Source organism: Parabacteroides acidifaciens (genome assembly GCF_003363715.1).
Lineage (GTDB): Bacteria > Bacteroidota > Bacteroidia > Bacteroidales > Tannerellaceae > Parabacteroides > Parabacteroides acidifaciens.
Genome location: NZ_QREV01000001.1, coordinates 107,725 through 124,614 on the forward strand (window position 1 = coordinate 107,725; position 16,890 = coordinate 124,614).

Below are 16,890 nucleotides of genomic sequence, written 5' to 3' on the forward strand. Positions count from 1 at the left end.
AATACTATGCCTGTCTACTATTTTGAACAAAAAGCCTACCTTTGCGAAAAGAACATATCACATTGGAGGTACAAGATTTACTGAAACAATATGCTGCCCATCCGCAAGTGGCGGCATTAAATACCCTGCTAAAAAGCGAAACGTCCCGCAATATATTTCTGAAAGGACTGAACGGTTCAGGGGCCGCAATGACAATAGCTTCTCTTTTTTCAAAAAGAAGGGGGAGCTATGTGTGTGTGTTAAACGATCTGGAAGAAGCCGGCTATTTTTACCATGATCTGGTTCAACTTACCGGAGGCGACGGAATCTACTTCTTCCCTTCCGCCTACAGGCGTGCGATCAAGTACGGACATGTGGATCCGGCTAACGAAATCCTGCGTACCGAAGTGCTCAGCACTTTGCAGGACCCGGACATCCCTTTCGTCATCGTCACCTATCCGGACGCGTTGGCCGAGAAAGTGATCTCCCGAGAAGTCCTGAAGGAAAACACGCTGAAGATCAGTGTCGGCGAGAAATTAGACAATATGTTTGTCTCGGATGTACTGGACGAATATGGATTCGAGCAAGTAGATTATGTCTATGAACCGGGACAATATGCCCTGCGCGGCAGTATCCTGGACGTGTTCTCGTTCTCGTACGAATTTCCGTACCGTATCGACTTTTTCGGTAACGAAGTGGAGACGATACGCTCGTTTGACGTAGAGACGCAGTTATCGAAAGAGAAGTTAGACAGCATTTATATCGTGCCGGAGATGACACGAGGCAACCGTACGAACTCATCTCTGCTGGACTCGTTGCCATCTGCCACCCTGCTCGCCTTCAAAGACCTGGCATGGGTAAAGGAACGGATCGGCAGTATCTGGAACGAAGAGCCGGTCGTAGGAGACGAAGACTCTTTTGCAGATGCCGAACAAATGCGGGCAAAGTTAGTGACAGGTGAAGATTTCCTGCATGCCGCCCTCGGTTTCCGCCGCATCCATTTCGGTACACGCCCGACAGGGACAGCAGACACGACGCTAACTTTTGCCACAGAGGTACAACCGATCTACCACAAGAACTTCGATCTGGTAAGCGAATCTTTCCATAAATACAGGGAAGACGGCTATACATTATATGTACTGAGTGATGTGGAGAAGCAGGCCGCGCGTATCCGCGCAATCTTCGAGGACCGGGGAGATGATCTCCCCTTCACCTCCGTCAACAAGACGATACACGAAGGTTTCGCCGACGAGACGCTGCGCATCTGCCTCTTCACAGACCATCAGCTGTTCGACCGCTTCCACAAATTCAACCTCAAAAGCGACAAGGCACGGAGCGGCAAGCTCTCCCTCTCGCTGAAAGAGCTGAACCAATTCACGACCGGCGACTACATCGTCCACATCGACCACGGTGTCGGACAGTTCGGCGGACTGGTACGCACCGAGGTGAACGGGAAGATGCAGGAAGCGATCAAGCTGATCTACCAGAACAACGACATCATCTTCGTCAGCATCCACTCTCTCCACAAGCTGTCCAAGTACAAAGGCAAAGACAGCGGTGAGCCGCCCAAGCTGAGCAAGCTCGGGACCGGAGCCTGGGAGAAGATGAAGGAACGGACCAAGTCGAAAGTCAAAGACATCGCCCGCGACCTGATCCTCCTCTATTCCAAGCGGAAACAGGAAAAGGGCTTTGCCTACAGCCCGGACAGCTTCATGCAGCACGAGTTAGAGGCCAGCTTCATTTATGAAGATACGCCGGACCAGATGAAGGCAACCGCTGACGTGAAAACGGATATGGAGAACGACCGCCCGATGGACCGTCTGATCTGCGGCGACGTAGGTTTCGGAAAGACTGAAGTCGCTATCCGCGCCGCCTTCAAGGCTGTGGCTGACAACAAGCAGGTGGCGGTGTTGGTCCCGACCACCGTCCTCGCCTTCCAGCACTACCAGACATTCTCCGAACGTCTGAAGGATTTCCCCTGCCGGATCGAGTATATCAGCCGGGCACGTACGGCTAAAGACATAAAAGAGATTCTGAAAGACCTGAAAGAGGGACAAGTCAACATCATCATCGGGACACACCGTATTGTCGGCAAAGACGTCAAGTTTAAAGACCTCGGCCTGCTAATCATCGATGAAGAGCAGAAGTTCGGCGTTTCTGTCAAAGAGAAGCTGCGCCAGTTGAAAGCCAACGTGGATACGCTCACGATGACTGCGACGCCGATCCCCCGCACGCTCCAGTTCTCACTCATGGGAGCACGCGACCTGTCGAGCATCACGACGCCTCCGCCCAACCGCTACCCGGTACAGACCGAGGTGGAACGCTTCAACCCGGACATCATCCGCGAAGCGATCAACTTCGAGATGAGCCGCAACGGGCAGGTGTTCTTCATCAACAACCGCATCCAGAACATCTACGAGATGGAAGCGCTCGTCAGACGCGAAGTGCCGGATGCCCGTATAGCCGTTGGCCACGGGCAGATGGAACCGGAGAAGTTGGAAAAGATCATCCTCGACTTCGTCAATTACGAATACGACGTGCTGATTGCGACCAGCATCGTCGAGAGCGGTATCGACGTGCCGAATGCCAACACGATCATCATCAACAATGCCCAGCAGTTCGGCCTCTCCGACCTGCACCAGCTGCGCGGACGCGTCGGGCGGAGCAACCGGAAAGCCTTCTGCTACCTCCTCTCCCCGCCTCTGTCGAGCCTTACGCAGGAGGCACGCCGCCGCTTGCAGGCAATCGAGAACTTCTCCGAGTTAGGCAGCGGCATCCATATCGCCATGCAGGACCTCGACATCCGGGGAGCCGGCAATATGTTGGGGGCCGAACAGAGCGGCTTCATCGCTGACCTCGGCTACGAAACCTATCAGAAGATACTGGAGGAGGCCGTAGACGAGTTGAAGGCCGAAGAGTTTGCCGACCTCTATTCCGACGCAACCGAGAAGCGCCCTGACACAGGCAGCGAATATGTCCGTGAAACCTATATCGAAAGCGATCTGGAACTGATGTTCCCGCCGACTTATATACCGAACGACTCCGAACGCGTCTCCCTCTATCGCGAACTGGACAAGATGGAGGAAGAACGCGACATACTTGCTTTTACCGAACGCCTGAAGGACCGTTTCGGCAAAGTGCCGAAGGAAGGAAAAGAACTGATCCGCATCGTCCGCCTGCGCCGTATGGCAAAGCAGTTGGGCATGGAAAAAGTTGTGCTGAAAAAAGGGCAGATGAGTATTTTCCTCGTCGCCAACCCCGACAGCCCCTACTATCAGAGCGAGGCGTTCGACAAACTGCTCGGCTTTATCCAGAAGCACCCGCGCGAATGTAACCTCCGGGAGCAGAACGGGAAACGCAGTATCGTGATCAAGAACGTACCGACGGTCGAGGCGGCTTGCGGATATATGGAAGAGATAGAGAAGGTTCCTGCCCTTTAGTGAATAAAACAATTAAACAGATATCAGACATGAAGAAGACAATTATAGACCTTTTCGAGAGTTCGGTGAAGCAATATCCCGACAACCCCTTCCTGTGGGAGAAGACGAAGGACAAGTTCGAGCCGACAACCTACAAGGAAGTCCAGCAGCAAGTCTATACGGCAGGTGCCGGATTGATGGCTCTCGGAGTGAAGAAGGGAGACAACATGGCGCTCCTTTCCGAAGGCCGTAATGCCTGGATCATCGGTGAACTGGCCATGTTCTACGCCGGGGCGACCAACGTCCCGCTTTCCATTAAGCTGGAAGAAGCGAACGACCTGCTGTTCCGCCTTGTGCATGCCGACGTGAAATACATCCTTGTCTCCGGTAACCAGCTGAAGAAGATACGGGCTATCATGGACCGCCTTCCCCTTGTGGAAAAAGTGATCGTGATAGACGAGCAGACGGAATATAAGGAGAAAGAGATTCCCCTCTCCGAAGTTCTCCGGATGGGAGAAGCGTATCTGGAAGCGCATCCGTTGGATGAGTTCCTGACTATCGGCAAGTCGTTGCAGGATGGCGATTACGCGACTATCACCTATACCTCCGGAACGACAGCCGACCCGAAAGGCGTCATCCTCACGCACCGCAACTATACGGCCAACGTGGAGCAGGCGCTCTCCTGCGTCAACATCGACGACACCTGGCGTACGTTAGTGATCCTTCCGCTCGATCATTGTTTCGCGCATGTGGTCGGCTTCTACATCTTCATGTCGAAAGGAGCATCGGTAGCGACCGTACAGGTGGGACGTACCGGGTTGGAGACGCTGAAGAACATTCCGGTCAATATCAAAGAGTTCAAGCCCTATTTGATTCTGAGCGTCCCGGCGTTAGCAAAGAATTTCAAGAAAAACATCGAGCAGGGCATCCGGGCACAAGGTAAACAAGTGACCCGCCTGTTCAAATTCGCCCTCAAGGTCGCCTACCTCTATAATGGCGACGGCGGGGAGGATAAAGGGCGTGGCGTCCGTTGCCTGCTGAAACCGCTTGTCAGCCTGTTCGACAAGATACTCTTCACCAAGGTGCGCGAGAATTTCGGCGGCCAACTCAAGTTCTTCATCGGCGGAGGCGCCCTGTTAGACAAAGATCTGCAGAAGTTCTACTACGCAATCGGCCTGCCGATGTACCAGGGTTACGGGTTGAGTGAAGCCACTCCGGTGATTTCGACCAACGGCCCGCACCGGCATACGTTCGGGAGCAGCGGCGTACTGGTTCGTCCGCTCGACCTGAAGATATGCGATGCCGACGGCAAAGAACTCCCGATAGGTGAGAAGGGCGAGATCGTCATACGAGGCGAGAATGTGATGGCAGGCTATTGGAAGAATCCGGTATCGACGGCCGAAACCGTACGCGACGGCTGGCTCTATACCGGAGATATGGGTTATATGGGACATGACGGCCTGTTGTATGTGCTCGGCCGTTTCAAAAGCTTGTTGATCGGTAGCGACGGTGAGAAGTACAGTCCCGAAGGAATCGAGGAAGCGTTGGTCGAACATTCTTCCTGCATCGACCAGTTGATCCTGTATAACAACCAGAGTCCGTACACCGTTGCCCTTGTCGTGCCGAACAAAGAACGTCTGAAGAAACACTTAGCGCACCAGCATCTCGATCTTTCATCCGATAAAGGATGCGAGGAAGCGATCCGGATCATCCAGTCGCAGATAGACCGTTTCCGCAAAGGGGGCGACCTGTCGACCCTCTTCCCCGACCGCTGGTTGCCTGCCGCCTTTGCCGTCTTGCCGGAACCTTTCACGGAGCAGAACGGCATGGTCAACAGCACGATGAAGATCGTCCGCGGCAAAGTGGAAAAAGCCTACGCCACCCGCATCGACCAGCTCTACACCCCGGAAGGGAAGAACCCGATCAATGGGGAGAACAAAAAGGCGTTGGGATAAAGCAGAACTAAACACAACGCGATCTGTTATTGTTTAGTAGAAACAAAAAACATGATTATGCGTTACAAAACTATCGCCTCCGCCCTCGCCCTCGCCTCTGCCCTTGTGGTTGCGGTTCCGGCAATGGCGGATGGAGTGTCTGAACAAAACATCGACAGCGGCTGGACCTTCAAGCAGGTTCGCGGCAATAACTGGTATCCGGCCACCGTGCCGGGGGTTGTCCATACGGATCTGATGGACAACGGGATCATCGAAGATCCCTTCTATCGCCTGAACGAACGGGGCGTGCAATGGGTGGATAAAGAGGATTGGGAATATAAGACGACACTCGATGTCGCCCCCAATGTGTTCGACAAGGACAATATCGACCTGGACTTCAAAGGGCTCGACACCTATGCCGATGTCTACCTGAACGACTCCTGCATCCTGAAAGCCAACAATATGTTCCGCGAGTGGCTCATCCCCGTCAAAGGTCTGTTGAAGAGGGACGGCAACGAACTCCGCATCTACTTCCACTCTCCTATCAAAATGGATATACCGAACTTCGACGCCCTGAAACATCCGATCGAGGCCGGCAACGACCAGTCCGAAAACGGCGGTGTATTCGATAAGAAGGTAAGCGTCTTCGCACGCAAGGCAGGCTACCATTACGGCTGGGACTGGGGGCCCCGTCTCGTCACAAGCGGTATCTGGCGTCCAGCCTACCTGATCGGCTGGAATGATGCCCGCATCGACAATGTCCAATACATCCAGGAAAAAGTCAATGCCAAACGAGCGGAGATCAAAACCCGTGTCGAAATCATCGCCGACAAGGAGGGAGAAGCCACGCTCACCCTCAAAGCCGGAGGTATCAGGGAGACTTGGACAAAGACCGCCCATGTAAAGAAAGGCAAAAACCTGATCGAGACCGACCTCGTCGTCCGTAATCCCAAACTCTGGTGGTCGAACGGTCTGGGGGAAGCCCACCTCTATCCTTTCACAGCCACCGTCACCATGGATGGCAAGGTGGCCGACGCGGATACCACCAACATCGGCATCCGCAGCCTTCGCGTCGTACGCGACAAAGACAAGGACGGCACTACCTTCTATTTCGAACTGAACGGTAAGCCGGTCTTTGCCAAAGGGGCCAACTACATTCCGCAGGATAACTTCCTGCCGCGTGTCACGCCCGAACGCTACGAAAAAACGATTCTCGATGCCGTCAATGCCAATATGAATATGCTCCGTGTCTGGGGAGGCGGTATCTACGAGAACGACCTCTTCTATGACCTTTGTGACCGGTACGGCATTCTGGTCTGGCAGGATTTCATGTTTGCATGCAGTACCTACCCGATGACGCCGGAACGCTTAGAGAACATCCGGCAGGAAGCGATCGACAATGTCGTCCGCCTGCGTAACCACCCCTGCATCGCGATCTGGTGCGGTAACAACGAGAACCATACAGCCTGGTTCAACTGGGGCTGGATGCAGAAATACGAGAAGCTGGGCGTGCTGGAAGAAATGCGGAAAGACGATAAGGAGCTTTTCCATAAACTACTGCCCGAAGTCGTAAAGGAATATGACCCGACCGCCTTCTACCTGCCCTCCTCCCCATACGGCGGCGATCCGGATGCCAAATGCGAAAGCGGCAAAGAGAACTGGAACCCGAACGGCGACGCCCACTACTGGGGAGTATGGCATGCCAAGGACAGCATTGCGAACTACAACAAGATACGTGCCCGTTTCTTCTCGGAGTACGGTTTCCAGTCGTTCCCGGAGTACCAGTCCATCCTGAAATATGCACCGGAAGAACGTGACCATGATATCTATTCGGAAGTAATGATGGCACATCAGCGTGCCGGCAGCCATGCCAACGGCCTGATCGAATGGTACCTGCTGAACGAATACCGGAAACCCAAAGACTTCCCGAATTTCCTTTACATGGGGCAGCTGCTCCAGGGCGATGCGATCAAGACAGCGATCGAGGCGCACCGGCGCATGATGCCTTACAATATGGGAACCCTGTTCTGGCAGCATAATGATTGCTGGCCGGTCGCTTCCTGGTCGAGCCGCGACTATTACGGACGTTGGAAAGCCCAGCATTATTTCGCAAAGAAAGCGTTTCGGGACATCCTCGTCTCTCCGATCGCAGAAGACGGCATACTGAATATCTACATCGTATCCGACCGCTTACAGGCAACGAAAGGCCTGCTTGACGTCCGCGTCATGGACCTGAAAGGTAATGTCCTGTTTGAACAGAAAAAGAATGTAACGCTGCCTGCAAACACAAGCAAGATACAGTTCTCCGCTCCGGTAGAAAGCGTCTTGGGAGGAAAGAAAACAAATGAAGTCGTTGTAAACGCCCGCTTCACCGAGAACGGAAAAGACGGTGAAGTAATCACAAACAATTACTTCTTTGATCGTTATAAAGATATCGACTTTCCGAAAGCCGATATTCAAATGACATCGGTTCCGTCCGGAGACGGCTACGATGTGACAGTCAGCAGCGACGTATTTGCCCGGGGTGTGTTCCTGAGTATCGACGGCATCGACAATTTCTTCTCCGACAACTATTTCGATCTCTTGCCGGGCGAACCGGTAACCATCCATGTTACGACCCGGCTGGATAAAGCCTCTTTTGACAAGCAACTGAGAAGCGAAAGTATCGTAGATGCTATAAGTATTTATCCAAAACAGCCATCAGGGCAATAATATCGATCGGTTTTGCCAGATGATAATTCATACCGGCTTCGAGCGCATTCGTTACATCTTCGGAAAAAGCATTGGCAGTCATGGCTATAATCGGCATACCGGAAACATCAGCACGTCCGAGGGCGCGAATCCGGCGGGTTGCCTCGTAACCATCCATCACCGGCATCTGAACATCCATCAATATCATCTGGTAGAACCCTTCGGGAGATTGTGACACCTTGTTGACTGCCTCCAGGCCGTTCACAGCCGTATCGATGGAAACGCCGGTGCTTCCTATGATCTCGACAGCAATTTCAAGGTTCAATTCATTGTCTTCCACCAACAGGATACGCTTACCCGAAAAATCAGCATCAGACAATTTTGTCGGAGTGATATGTCCCCGGACATTCTCCTTGTCTATAAACCTTTTCAGGACCTGGATCAATTTAGATTTGAATAATGGCTTCGTAATAAATCCGTTCGCACCTGCCTTTTTGGCATCCGATTCATACTCTTCCACATCGTACGCGGATAAAATAATAATCGGGATATCGGGACCCACTGCCGCTCTAAGTAATTGGGTAGTTTCGATACCATTCAGCCCGGGCATCTTCAGGTCCATTATAATAGCAAAATATGCATTATTCTTTTCGCTTCTTTCCCTGGCAATCTCTACAGCTTCCTCACCGGAACAAACCCAGTCGCATCGTACCCCGATTTCCTCCAGGCAATTACAAGTACCCTGACAGGCAATCCGGTCATCATCGACAACAAGGATAGACATTCCAGGGACACCTATCGCTTCCGGGACATCCTGCTCACGAAGCCGTAACGGCATATTTATGGTAAAACGGGAACCTTTGCCGTATTCGCTTTCGATCAGTATGTCACCTCCCATCATCTGTACGATCTTATGGCTGATCGACATGCCGAGCCCCGTCCCCTGTATGCCTGCAATATCTTGATCGTCCGCCCGTTCGAACGGCTGGCATATCCTTGAAAGGAATTCGGGCTTCATCCCTCTTCCGTTATCTTCAAAAACAAATTCATAATACCCGATACCGTCCCGGGAGGACTTTTCATTGATCCGGATCAGAATCCGTCCGTTGTCCGGCGTATATTTTATTGCATTGGACAGGATATTCATCAAAACCTGTTTGATCCGCTGCATATCTCCAATTACATTTTCATGTTGCATTCCCATGAGATGGATATCCAATTGATGCTGTTTGCTCCGGATCTCCGGTTGCATCATAATGATCAGATCCTGCAACAATTCTCCAATATTCAGTTCATCATCGGAGAGCTTGAGTCGTCCGCTTTCAATTTTTGACATATCCAGCACCTCGTTAATCAAGCTGAGCAGCAATTTGGAAGCACCAGTGATCTTGTTCAGGCAGTCAAGGACCCGTTCTTTGTCATCCACATGGGCACCGGCAATGGCGGTCATTCCGACAATGGCATTCATAGGCGTACGGATATCATGGCTCATACGGGCCAGGAAATCAGATTTGGCCTGATTTGCTTTTTCTGCAAAATCAAGCGCTTCTTTTAATTGCTCGGATTGCTCTTCCAGCTTTTTCTGCAATTCGCGCTGCTCGGTAATATCAGTTATGTCGATGAAAACAACAAGGTAGACAGGCTCTTTACCTTCCCATCCGATACATTCGCCGTTCAGCTGCAACCAGGCATCCGTACCGTTTTTATCTTTGGATCGAATCACAAAATGCACAGATTCTCCCTTCTGCATCAAAGGAATATATTCATTCAGTACACTCCGGCTCTTATCGTCCAGTCGGGAAAAAGGGCAGAATGCGGAAATCATATCTTTTTCGATACCTGCAAAATCCAAATATTTATCATTCGCTTCAATCATGATAAAACGGCCATCCTGCTTTACCTTATATTTAGCAACAAAACCGGGCAGGTTATCATAAGCGACTGTTTGTTCGAGACGCACTTGCATGATGTCTTCAACGTCAGTCATCACTGTATATGAAATAGGGATACCGTTTTGTAGCTGATCAGTAAATGTTGCATTCAGTTTAATCCATCTCATTCCACCCTTCACCGGCATTTTGGTAATGAGCTCATAACCGTTTGCTTTGTTCTCAATTGCCTCGTAGACTTTCTGGCCTAAAGCTTCCCAGAGCTCCGGATATTGCTTATAATACAAATCCGGTCGATTGTGGAAAAGGGTTTCGTAATCATCTTTAGGATAACCAATCATATCATAGTAGAAATCATTTGCCCACAACAGGGTGAAATGTTCATCCAACAAATGTTTGCTGACACTAACACCCATTTGTCCCATTAACCCCACCAACAGCCTATACTCAAGATCTGTTCCTGATTGTGAAAAATGCTCATCCATGATCTATCCCTCCTATTTTCTGCCTAATGATTTTCTTTTATGACAGCATACAGTTTTTCATAGCGCAGTTTTAATTCCTCTTGTTCTTCCTTTATCATTGTCATATCCCCTCTTCTTAGCTGTTCGGTCATAGGCACCAGGACTTCCAGTAAAGACTCGAATTCCAGGTTTCCAGCAATGCCTTTCATGGTATGAGCCTGCATAAAAGCCTCGGTAGCATTACCCGTTTTTATGCACTCTTCCAGTTGCTTATAACATGTGTCCTGAATGAATTTCAGAAGAAACTTATCATACAATGCCTCACTTCCCATAAAGCGGTCTAATGCTTTATCCACATTAGTCCCAGCATCAAGCAGCTGTTGTTTATACACACTTTCCATATATAATAAATGAATGTATTGGGATATTCGCTCGTAATATCTTAAAATCCTGATAATATGTATCAATTCACAAAGTAAGGATTATCAGAGGAGATATCCAAATTTATTTTCAATTTATAAACAACGACAATGTTATTATTCTCGTTTTTGATGCATTTTCAACAGTATTTTTTCGAAAATAGAAAAGTTAGGCTGCATTCCCGGCAATCATTTTTGTTGTTTTCTTAAAATGAAAAGAAAAGCGGCAACGAGCAAAGCGACGATTATATATTTGACGAGTTCCCTGTTACCGGCATTTGTCCCTACTTCGGGCATTTGTGTCTTATCCAGTCGAAAAGAAACCGGAACAAACTTCTGTCCGGCAATATTCCGGCCATTACGTTTAGCCGGAATCCATTGGCCTGCGGTATTCTCCACAAACCGTACGGCTTCATCTTCAAAGCGGGAGTCAGGGCTATTGGACACCTTCACTTCCGTTACCTTTCCATCCGCCTCTATCGTGCAGGAAACCAAGACAACACCTTCCAATCCCTCTTCATATGCCTTCACCGGATATTTCAAATGTTCTTTCTGATACCGGGCAAAAGCGGCACTGCCACCTTTAAATTCAGGCGAAGTGATACCTGGGCCATCCGGAATCTCGACCGGACGGTACACATCTGTATCTCCCAATAAAAAGAGACCTATCAATATAAGCAACAATAAATTTTTCCCCATAAAAGTAGTGTTGTTTTTACTTATTCTCAGTTATCTTAGAACTGGAAATAGATAAAAGGCTGCACTCCAGCACTTTTAAACTGTACAACGACAAAGATGGCCACTGCCAGCATCACCGCTTGCACAAGTAAAGGAGAACGAGTCACAACTGCCTGCAACCCGTTTTCTGCCGATTTAGGCATGAAATGCATGACATAACCGATCACCATCAGGATAAATACCCCTTTATAGCCCATGACAAACTGCATGAACACTTCCGGATGGAAGTTTGTAAAAATCTGTGTCAGCACCTCGCCTACCGTCTGCATCGAATCGGCACGGAACAAGATCCAGCCGAAACAAACCAGATGAAAAGTAATCAATATTCCTAAAACTCTTCTCCAAGGCTTCATATCCGAGCCTAACGGTTTGAAACTACTGAAATGGCCCATCACAAACTTATGAATAGCCAAAGCGACTCCATGTAAAGCTCCCCAAAGGATAAAACTGATGGAAGCCCCATGCCATAAACCGCCCAACAGCATTGTAATCAACAGGTTTATATACGTTCGTATTTTACCTTTTCTATTTCCGCCGAGCGAAATATACAAATAATCTTTCAACCACGAAGAAAGAGAGATGTGCCAACGTCGCCAAAATTCCGTAATTGTTGCAGACTGATAAGGCGAATCGAAGTTTATATTGAAACGGAAACCCAGCAGCAGGGCTATACCGATTGCCATATCCGAATAGCCCGAAAAGTCACAATATATCTGCAAAGCATAGCCATATACCCCCATCAGGTTCTCCACTCCCGTATAGAGTAAAGGGGCATCGAAAATACGGTCTACAAAGTTAAGGCTGATATAATCGGATATAACTGTTTTCTTGAAAAGACCGCACAAGACCAGGAACAGGCCTTCGCCGAACTGTGCCCGTGTGACGGCAGGCACTTTATAAATCTGCGGAAGGAAGTCACGTGCCCGGACAATAGGGCCGGCCACCAGCTGCGGAAAGAAAGAGACATAAAAGACGTAGTCGATCCAACGGTGAAGCGGCTCTATCCTCCCCCGGTACACATCGATCACATAGCTGATCGTCTGGAAGGTAAAGAATGAAATACCGACCGGCAAGAAGATATCCAACGGCTGGTAAGTGATACTTTGCAAAGAGGTATTACCCAACTGATAGCCTAACTCGTGACCAATCGTCGCAACGATTTCCCGCAAGAAATTAAAATACTTGAAATATCCCAATAATCCGAGATCGATGCACAAACTCAAGATTACCCAAGCCTTGCGTCCCCATTTAGGTGCAGTCCGGACAATACGTTGCGCAATAAAAAAGTCGGACGTCGCAACAAACAACAACAGGAAAAAGAAGAACCCGCTGCTTTTATAATAGAAATAGATAGAAAACAGTGTGACATAAATAATACGTGCCAACAAATGTTTCCTTAATGACATATAAATAATCAGGAAACCGATAAAAAGGAAAAAGAACAGTCCGCTACTGAATAATATCGGTGCGTTATGATGGTAAAGAAAAAGCTCCCCAAGCTTCTCAATCGAAAATCCTCCTATATTATTTAAAATATCACCTGTCATCATCTTTCTTATTTTTCGTTTGCATCAAGGCCCGGTACAACAGTGTTCCCTGTTCCCGGTAGCCCTCTTTCGTAAAGTGGATACGGTCGCGCCCCATTAACCGTTCTTTATGCCATTTGGTACAAGAGCTTTTACCTCCCGTAGCCGTAAATAAATCCCAACAGGCAAGCCCCTCTTCATGAGCGACTTTTACGAGCGCCTTTGCCGCAAGCTGGGTATTTGCATTACGGACATAAGTACGTTTCTTGTCTACATAGGTCCGTTTGTAACATTCCGGCGGTGTAGTAAGCAGGATGGCTGTATCCGGCATATATTTCTTAACGAGCGAAATAAACGCCCGTACCTGTCCGCTAAATTCTTCGCTGTTGAAACGGCGGCCGAACGTCTCGTTCGTGCCCAGCGAAACAATCAGCAAAGAAGGTTTCAACAAGGCTAACTGCCGCACATAGGATTCGTCCGTATAATTGACAAACATAGCCCCGTTTACCCCAATCGAGTGGTATAAAACACCCGGATTCCCGTTTGTCAAGCTAAAGCCATAATAAACATTCCTGAAGGAAGAAGCCGGAAGCAACTGGTCCGTTCCTTGTTTCCTCCGGGTACTGTGGAGTTGCAGCGTATCGACAGGATAAGCGATACGGAATGTATCAGCCATAACACCAGCCACAGCCGGAACCATAGCCAAAGAAGTCTGTACGGAATCTTTCAACGGCCCGGTAGGCAACATCGGCATGGATTTCTCCCCCCGATAAAAAATAGCCTGGCTAAAAGAATAACCGGCCCCGTTGTTCGGGGCAATCCGCACATCCAGATTAATCGAAGGAGAGACGGATTGAATGCCGATTCCTCCGATTCCGACCGGACATTTTTTGTTTGCCTGGATACAGCGTCCGGCCACCCATTCCCGGATGGCGGAAGAGATAAAATAATCGTCCGGCTCGTTCGTCCGGCTCAACTTAAAGGGAGCGATCCATCCGCGTCCGGCATTTCCGAACTGCGCCTGTAAAAGACGCATCATCTGTCCGGAATAATACCCGGCCTGTATATGGGAATCTCCCAGATGGACAACCGTAAGAACAGTGTCTTTCCCTGCCCGCAATGAATCCAACCCGGCAAAGAAGGGCTGCAAAGAGGAAGGCGACATGATAGAATCCACCTCTTTCCCAATCGAATAAGAAAGTGAAGGGAGAGGGATTGTATCCAATTTTTCTTGGGCTCCGGCAGCACTTATTGCCATCAGCGCCAGACAAACCATCAGACTAACGAGCCACTTTGTCTGCTTCATCATAAAACTCTTTTTCTAATAATATTGCTTTTAACAAGGCAGAAGCGATCTCTTTTCCTCCCCTGAAACTTAAATGCGTATAATCCTTGCTGGCCCAATTGTTCTCCACAAAACGGACCATGCTGTTCTCGCCTCCCATCGCTCCGAACACATTCCAGAATGTGACACCCGAACGGCGGGCAGCTTGGCGTTGTGCATGGAGCAACGCCAACACGGCAGGCATCGTCTCAAACGTTCCGTCCACTTGCCGGCTTCTGTCCGACACACCCAGCATCAGCACATCGGCATCCGGAAAACAAGTCCTAACATGATGCACAGCTTCTTCCATCCGTTTTGCATACCAGCCATACTGTAGAATGCTGTCGCTGACAATGTTCAACCCATATTGCAGGATTACCAGATCATACGGGCGCAGGGCATTCAGCTCCCGGCAACGGGCACTGTCCAACCGTGTCAAGATCATACCCGAATTTCCGCGCAAGGAATAATTGTCGACAATCACTCCCGAATTATCTTCCAACGCGACTCCGAGTGCACGGAAACCGGCTGTATCGGCAAAAGCAAAGGAGGCCTCCGTAAAAGTCCCCGTACGTTCATATTGGGTAATAACGGAAGTCGGCTTCAGTACCTCGCGGATCGTATCCTGCGTCCCGTTGCAGATCAGTGTCATCCGGGTGCGGGTATTTTTCTCATACAAGAACTTGAGGGAAGATACGGTCTTTAGCTCCGGATAGCGGTCTGTTGTTTTAACAGAGACAGAGGGATGATCGCTTTCCGGCTCGAACGTCATCCCGGAAAGTGTGTACCGGTGGTGATGATCGGTCAGCATCGACCAGGTGTTCCATCCTTCAGCCTCCTGCTCGATAGTCGGACGGAATTGTGCGGCAACAGATGTAATAGGAATAAAACCGACTCCCCGCCCGCCAAACTCCTTCTGCATCCCGGAACGGAAATCAGCGACCACAATATCTCCTTCGATAAACGAGTCTCCCAAAAACGCCACACGAACCGGGCGCTCCTGCTTCCGACTGTCCCTCAAAGCAGCAAAGAAGCGTTTGAGGCCTATATGCCCTACTGAATAATCTTCAATATGCGTTCCCAACGAATCGGCTCCCCGGTCTGCATACATGACTTTATAAAGTGAATCGCGTAAAGCCAATGCCACGGAATCGATACCTGTCGTTTTCAGAATAGAATCGCGCACAGCAGCCGAATCGATCCGGACCGTATCCGGTTGTTCAAGCTGCATACGCAAAGAATCCATCGAGAGGGATTCCTGCTTTATCCTGATATCGGAAAGCAAATCAACCTTTTTTATTTTCATCCCGAACAACCGGTCCGGTAAGTAATATAGTCCTAAACAGATTCCTAATGCAATAAGTAACAGGAGCAAAAGCCTGCCGAAATTATCATCTTTATTCATCTAATCATCTCTTTCGAAGGGACAAAGATAATGATAAATATGAAGCTTGCCCCGGTAGGTCTGCCGTAAATCACAATTTATCGCAAACTAAGCCGTTTATAATATGCAAGTAACAATAAAACAATATAGAATGGAAACACCGGAAAACAAAAGTTGGAAAGTACTGAAAAGCGAATATCTGTTCCGTAAACCCTGGTTCACCGTACGCCGTGAAGAAGTGGAATTGCCGAATGGGAACAAAATACCCGAATATTATGTGTTTGAATATCCGGAATGGATCAATGTAATCGCGATAACCAAAGACCGGAAATTTGTCTTTGTAAGCCAGTACCGTCATGGACTGGGGATTGCAGCCTATGAACTTTGTGCCGGTGTCTGTGAGAAAGAAGACGCATCCCCGCTTGTTTCCGCCCAGCGGGAACTGTTGGAAGAGACCGGCTACGGAAATGGGAACTGGAGCGAACTGATGGTAGTCGGCGTTAATCCCAGTACACATACCAACCTGACATATTGCTATCTTGCCACCGATGTAGAGCCTGTCATGGCCCAACATCTCGAAGCAACGGAAGATCTGAGCGTCCATCTTTTGACACTCGATGAAGTAAAAGAACTCCTGATAAACGACCGGATCAAACAAGCGCTTCATGCCGCCCCGCTCTGGAAGTATATGGCGTTAAACCATCTTATCTGATTATTGTAGTACCTCACGAAGTACAATAGGTTCAGTTTTTTGCAGAACTGAACTATCCCGTTCCCGCGCTCCGACGCGGGATCGCAAAGGAACAGGTTTTATCCAAAACTGGTAAATGATGATTCAGGATACGGCAGGCTATTTTGCGATCCCGCGTCGAAGCGCGGGAACGAGGTAGTTCACTTTTTCTTAAATATGCTCCCTTTCAACTTTCAACTCTTAACTTTCAACTCCCCCGGGGGGCTTATTGTATAAAACGCATTTTTCAGGCTCAAAAGACATCCGAAACAAAACAAATGTTAATCCGTTTTTTGGGCCTCAAAAAGGGACTTTTTCCTCTTTTTTGAGTGTTTTCAACAATTACGACCGTCCTCTTTGCCATTATGACCGTGCTAATAGGTAGTGCACTCG

The 16,890-nt window shown here is 49.2% G+C and carries 10 protein-coding genes; 4 read left to right on the plus strand and 6 right to left on the minus strand.

The features are described from left to right. Window positions 1-62 precede the first annotated feature (62 nt). From mfd to DWU89_RS00430, 3 genes are read left to right on the plus strand one after another with little or no spacing between them, the layout of a single operon-like run. Window positions 63-3,419 carry a transcription-repair coupling factor gene (mfd, locus tag DWU89_RS00420; RefSeq protein WP_115497808.1) on the plus strand — a complete coding sequence of 1,119 codons (3,357 nt, stop codon included), beginning with the start codon at window positions 63-65 and terminating at the stop codon, window positions 3,417-3,419. A gap of 29 nt (window positions 3,420-3,448) precedes the next feature. Beyond that, window positions 3,449-5,353: an AMP-dependent synthetase/ligase gene (locus DWU89_RS00425; RefSeq protein WP_115497725.1), complete on the plus strand. Its 1,905-nt coding sequence runs from the start codon at window positions 3,449-3,451 to the stop codon at window positions 5,351-5,353. A gap of 57 nt (window positions 5,354-5,410) precedes the next feature. After that, window positions 5,411-8,044: a beta-mannosidase gene (locus DWU89_RS00430; RefSeq protein ID WP_115497726.1), complete on the plus strand. Its 2,634-nt coding sequence runs from the start codon at window positions 5,411-5,413 to the stop codon at window positions 8,042-8,044. Here DWU89_RS00430 and DWU89_RS00435 read toward each other — a convergent pair. The 6 genes from DWU89_RS00435 to DWU89_RS00460 form a co-directional block, all read right to left on the minus strand. Continuing rightward, window positions 8,007-10,397, minus strand: coding sequence for a PAS domain-containing hybrid sensor histidine kinase/response regulator (locus DWU89_RS00435; RefSeq protein WP_115497727.1), 2,391 nt, complete (start codon window positions 10,395-10,397; stop codon window positions 8,007-8,009). The two genes, DWU89_RS00430 and DWU89_RS00435, sit on opposite strands and share 38 nt — an antisense overlap. Window positions 10,398-10,420: 23 nt before the next feature. Continuing rightward, on the minus strand, window positions 10,421-10,768 hold the full coding sequence (locus tag DWU89_RS00440) for an Hpt domain-containing protein (RefSeq protein WP_158543297.1): 348 nt from the start codon (window positions 10,766-10,768) through the stop codon (window positions 10,421-10,423). Between the two features lie 216 nt (window positions 10,769-10,984). Then, window positions 10,985-11,494: an energy transducer TonB gene (locus DWU89_RS00445; protein ID WP_115497729.1), complete on the minus strand. Its 510-nt coding sequence runs from the start codon at window positions 11,492-11,494 to the stop codon at window positions 10,985-10,987. A gap of 35 nt (window positions 11,495-11,529) precedes the next feature. Next, window positions 11,530-13,083: an MBOAT family O-acyltransferase gene (locus tag DWU89_RS00450; RefSeq protein ID WP_392391915.1), complete on the minus strand. Its 1,554-nt coding sequence runs from the start codon at window positions 13,081-13,083 to the stop codon at window positions 11,530-11,532. Beyond that, the gene (locus DWU89_RS00455; RefSeq protein ID WP_187574905.1) at window positions 13,070-14,368 is read right to left on the minus strand and encodes a GDSL-type esterase/lipase family protein; all 1,299 of its coding nucleotides are present in this window, start codon (window positions 14,366-14,368) and stop codon (window positions 13,070-13,072) included. The genes DWU89_RS00450 and DWU89_RS00455 overlap by 14 nt, the downstream gene beginning before the upstream one ends. After that, entirely contained in the window at window positions 14,340-15,788 is a 1,449-nt protein-coding gene (locus DWU89_RS00460) for an SGNH/GDSL hydrolase family protein (protein WP_115497730.1), read from the minus strand. Before DWU89_RS00460 ends, DWU89_RS00455 begins: the two co-directional genes overlap by 29 nt. A 130-nt stretch (window positions 15,789-15,918) precedes the next feature. On the opposite strand from DWU89_RS00460, the gene DWU89_RS00465 reads away from it, so the two are divergent. Further along, a complete protein-coding gene (locus DWU89_RS00465; protein WP_115497731.1) occupies window positions 15,919-16,479 on the plus strand; it encodes an NUDIX hydrolase in 561 nt (186 codons plus the stop codon). Window positions 16,480-16,890 lie beyond the last annotated feature (411 nt).

Excerpts from the sequence above, each read along its gene's own strand:
- DWU89_RS00465 (WP_115497731.1), top strand. The coding sequence starts at position 15,919 with ATGGAAACACCGGAAAACAAAAGTTGGAAAGTACTGAAAAGCGAATAT.
- DWU89_RS00430 (WP_115497726.1), top strand. The coding sequence starts at position 5,411 with ATGCGTTACAAAACTATCGCCTCCGCCCTCGCCCTCGCCTCTGCCCTT.
- DWU89_RS00455 (WP_187574905.1), bottom strand. The coding sequence starts at position 14,368 with ATGATGAAGCAGACAAAGTGGCTCGTTAGTCTGATGGTTTGTCTGGCG.
- DWU89_RS00425 (WP_115497725.1), top strand. The coding sequence starts at position 3,449 with ATGAAGAAGACAATTATAGACCTTTTCGAGAGTTCGGTGAAGCAATAT.
- DWU89_RS00460 (WP_115497730.1), bottom strand. The coding sequence starts at position 15,788 with ATGAATAAAGATGATAATTTCGGCAGGCTTTTGCTCCTGTTACTTATT.
- DWU89_RS00450 (WP_392391915.1), bottom strand. The coding sequence starts at position 13,083 with ATGATGACAGGTGATATTTTAAATAATATAGGAGGATTTTCGATTGAG.
- DWU89_RS00435 (WP_115497727.1), bottom strand. The coding sequence starts at position 10,397 with ATGGATGAGCATTTTTCACAATCAGGAACAGATCTTGAGTATAGGCTG.
- DWU89_RS00445 (WP_115497729.1), bottom strand. The coding sequence starts at position 11,494 with ATGGGGAAAAATTTATTGTTGCTTATATTGATAGGTCTCTTTTTATTG.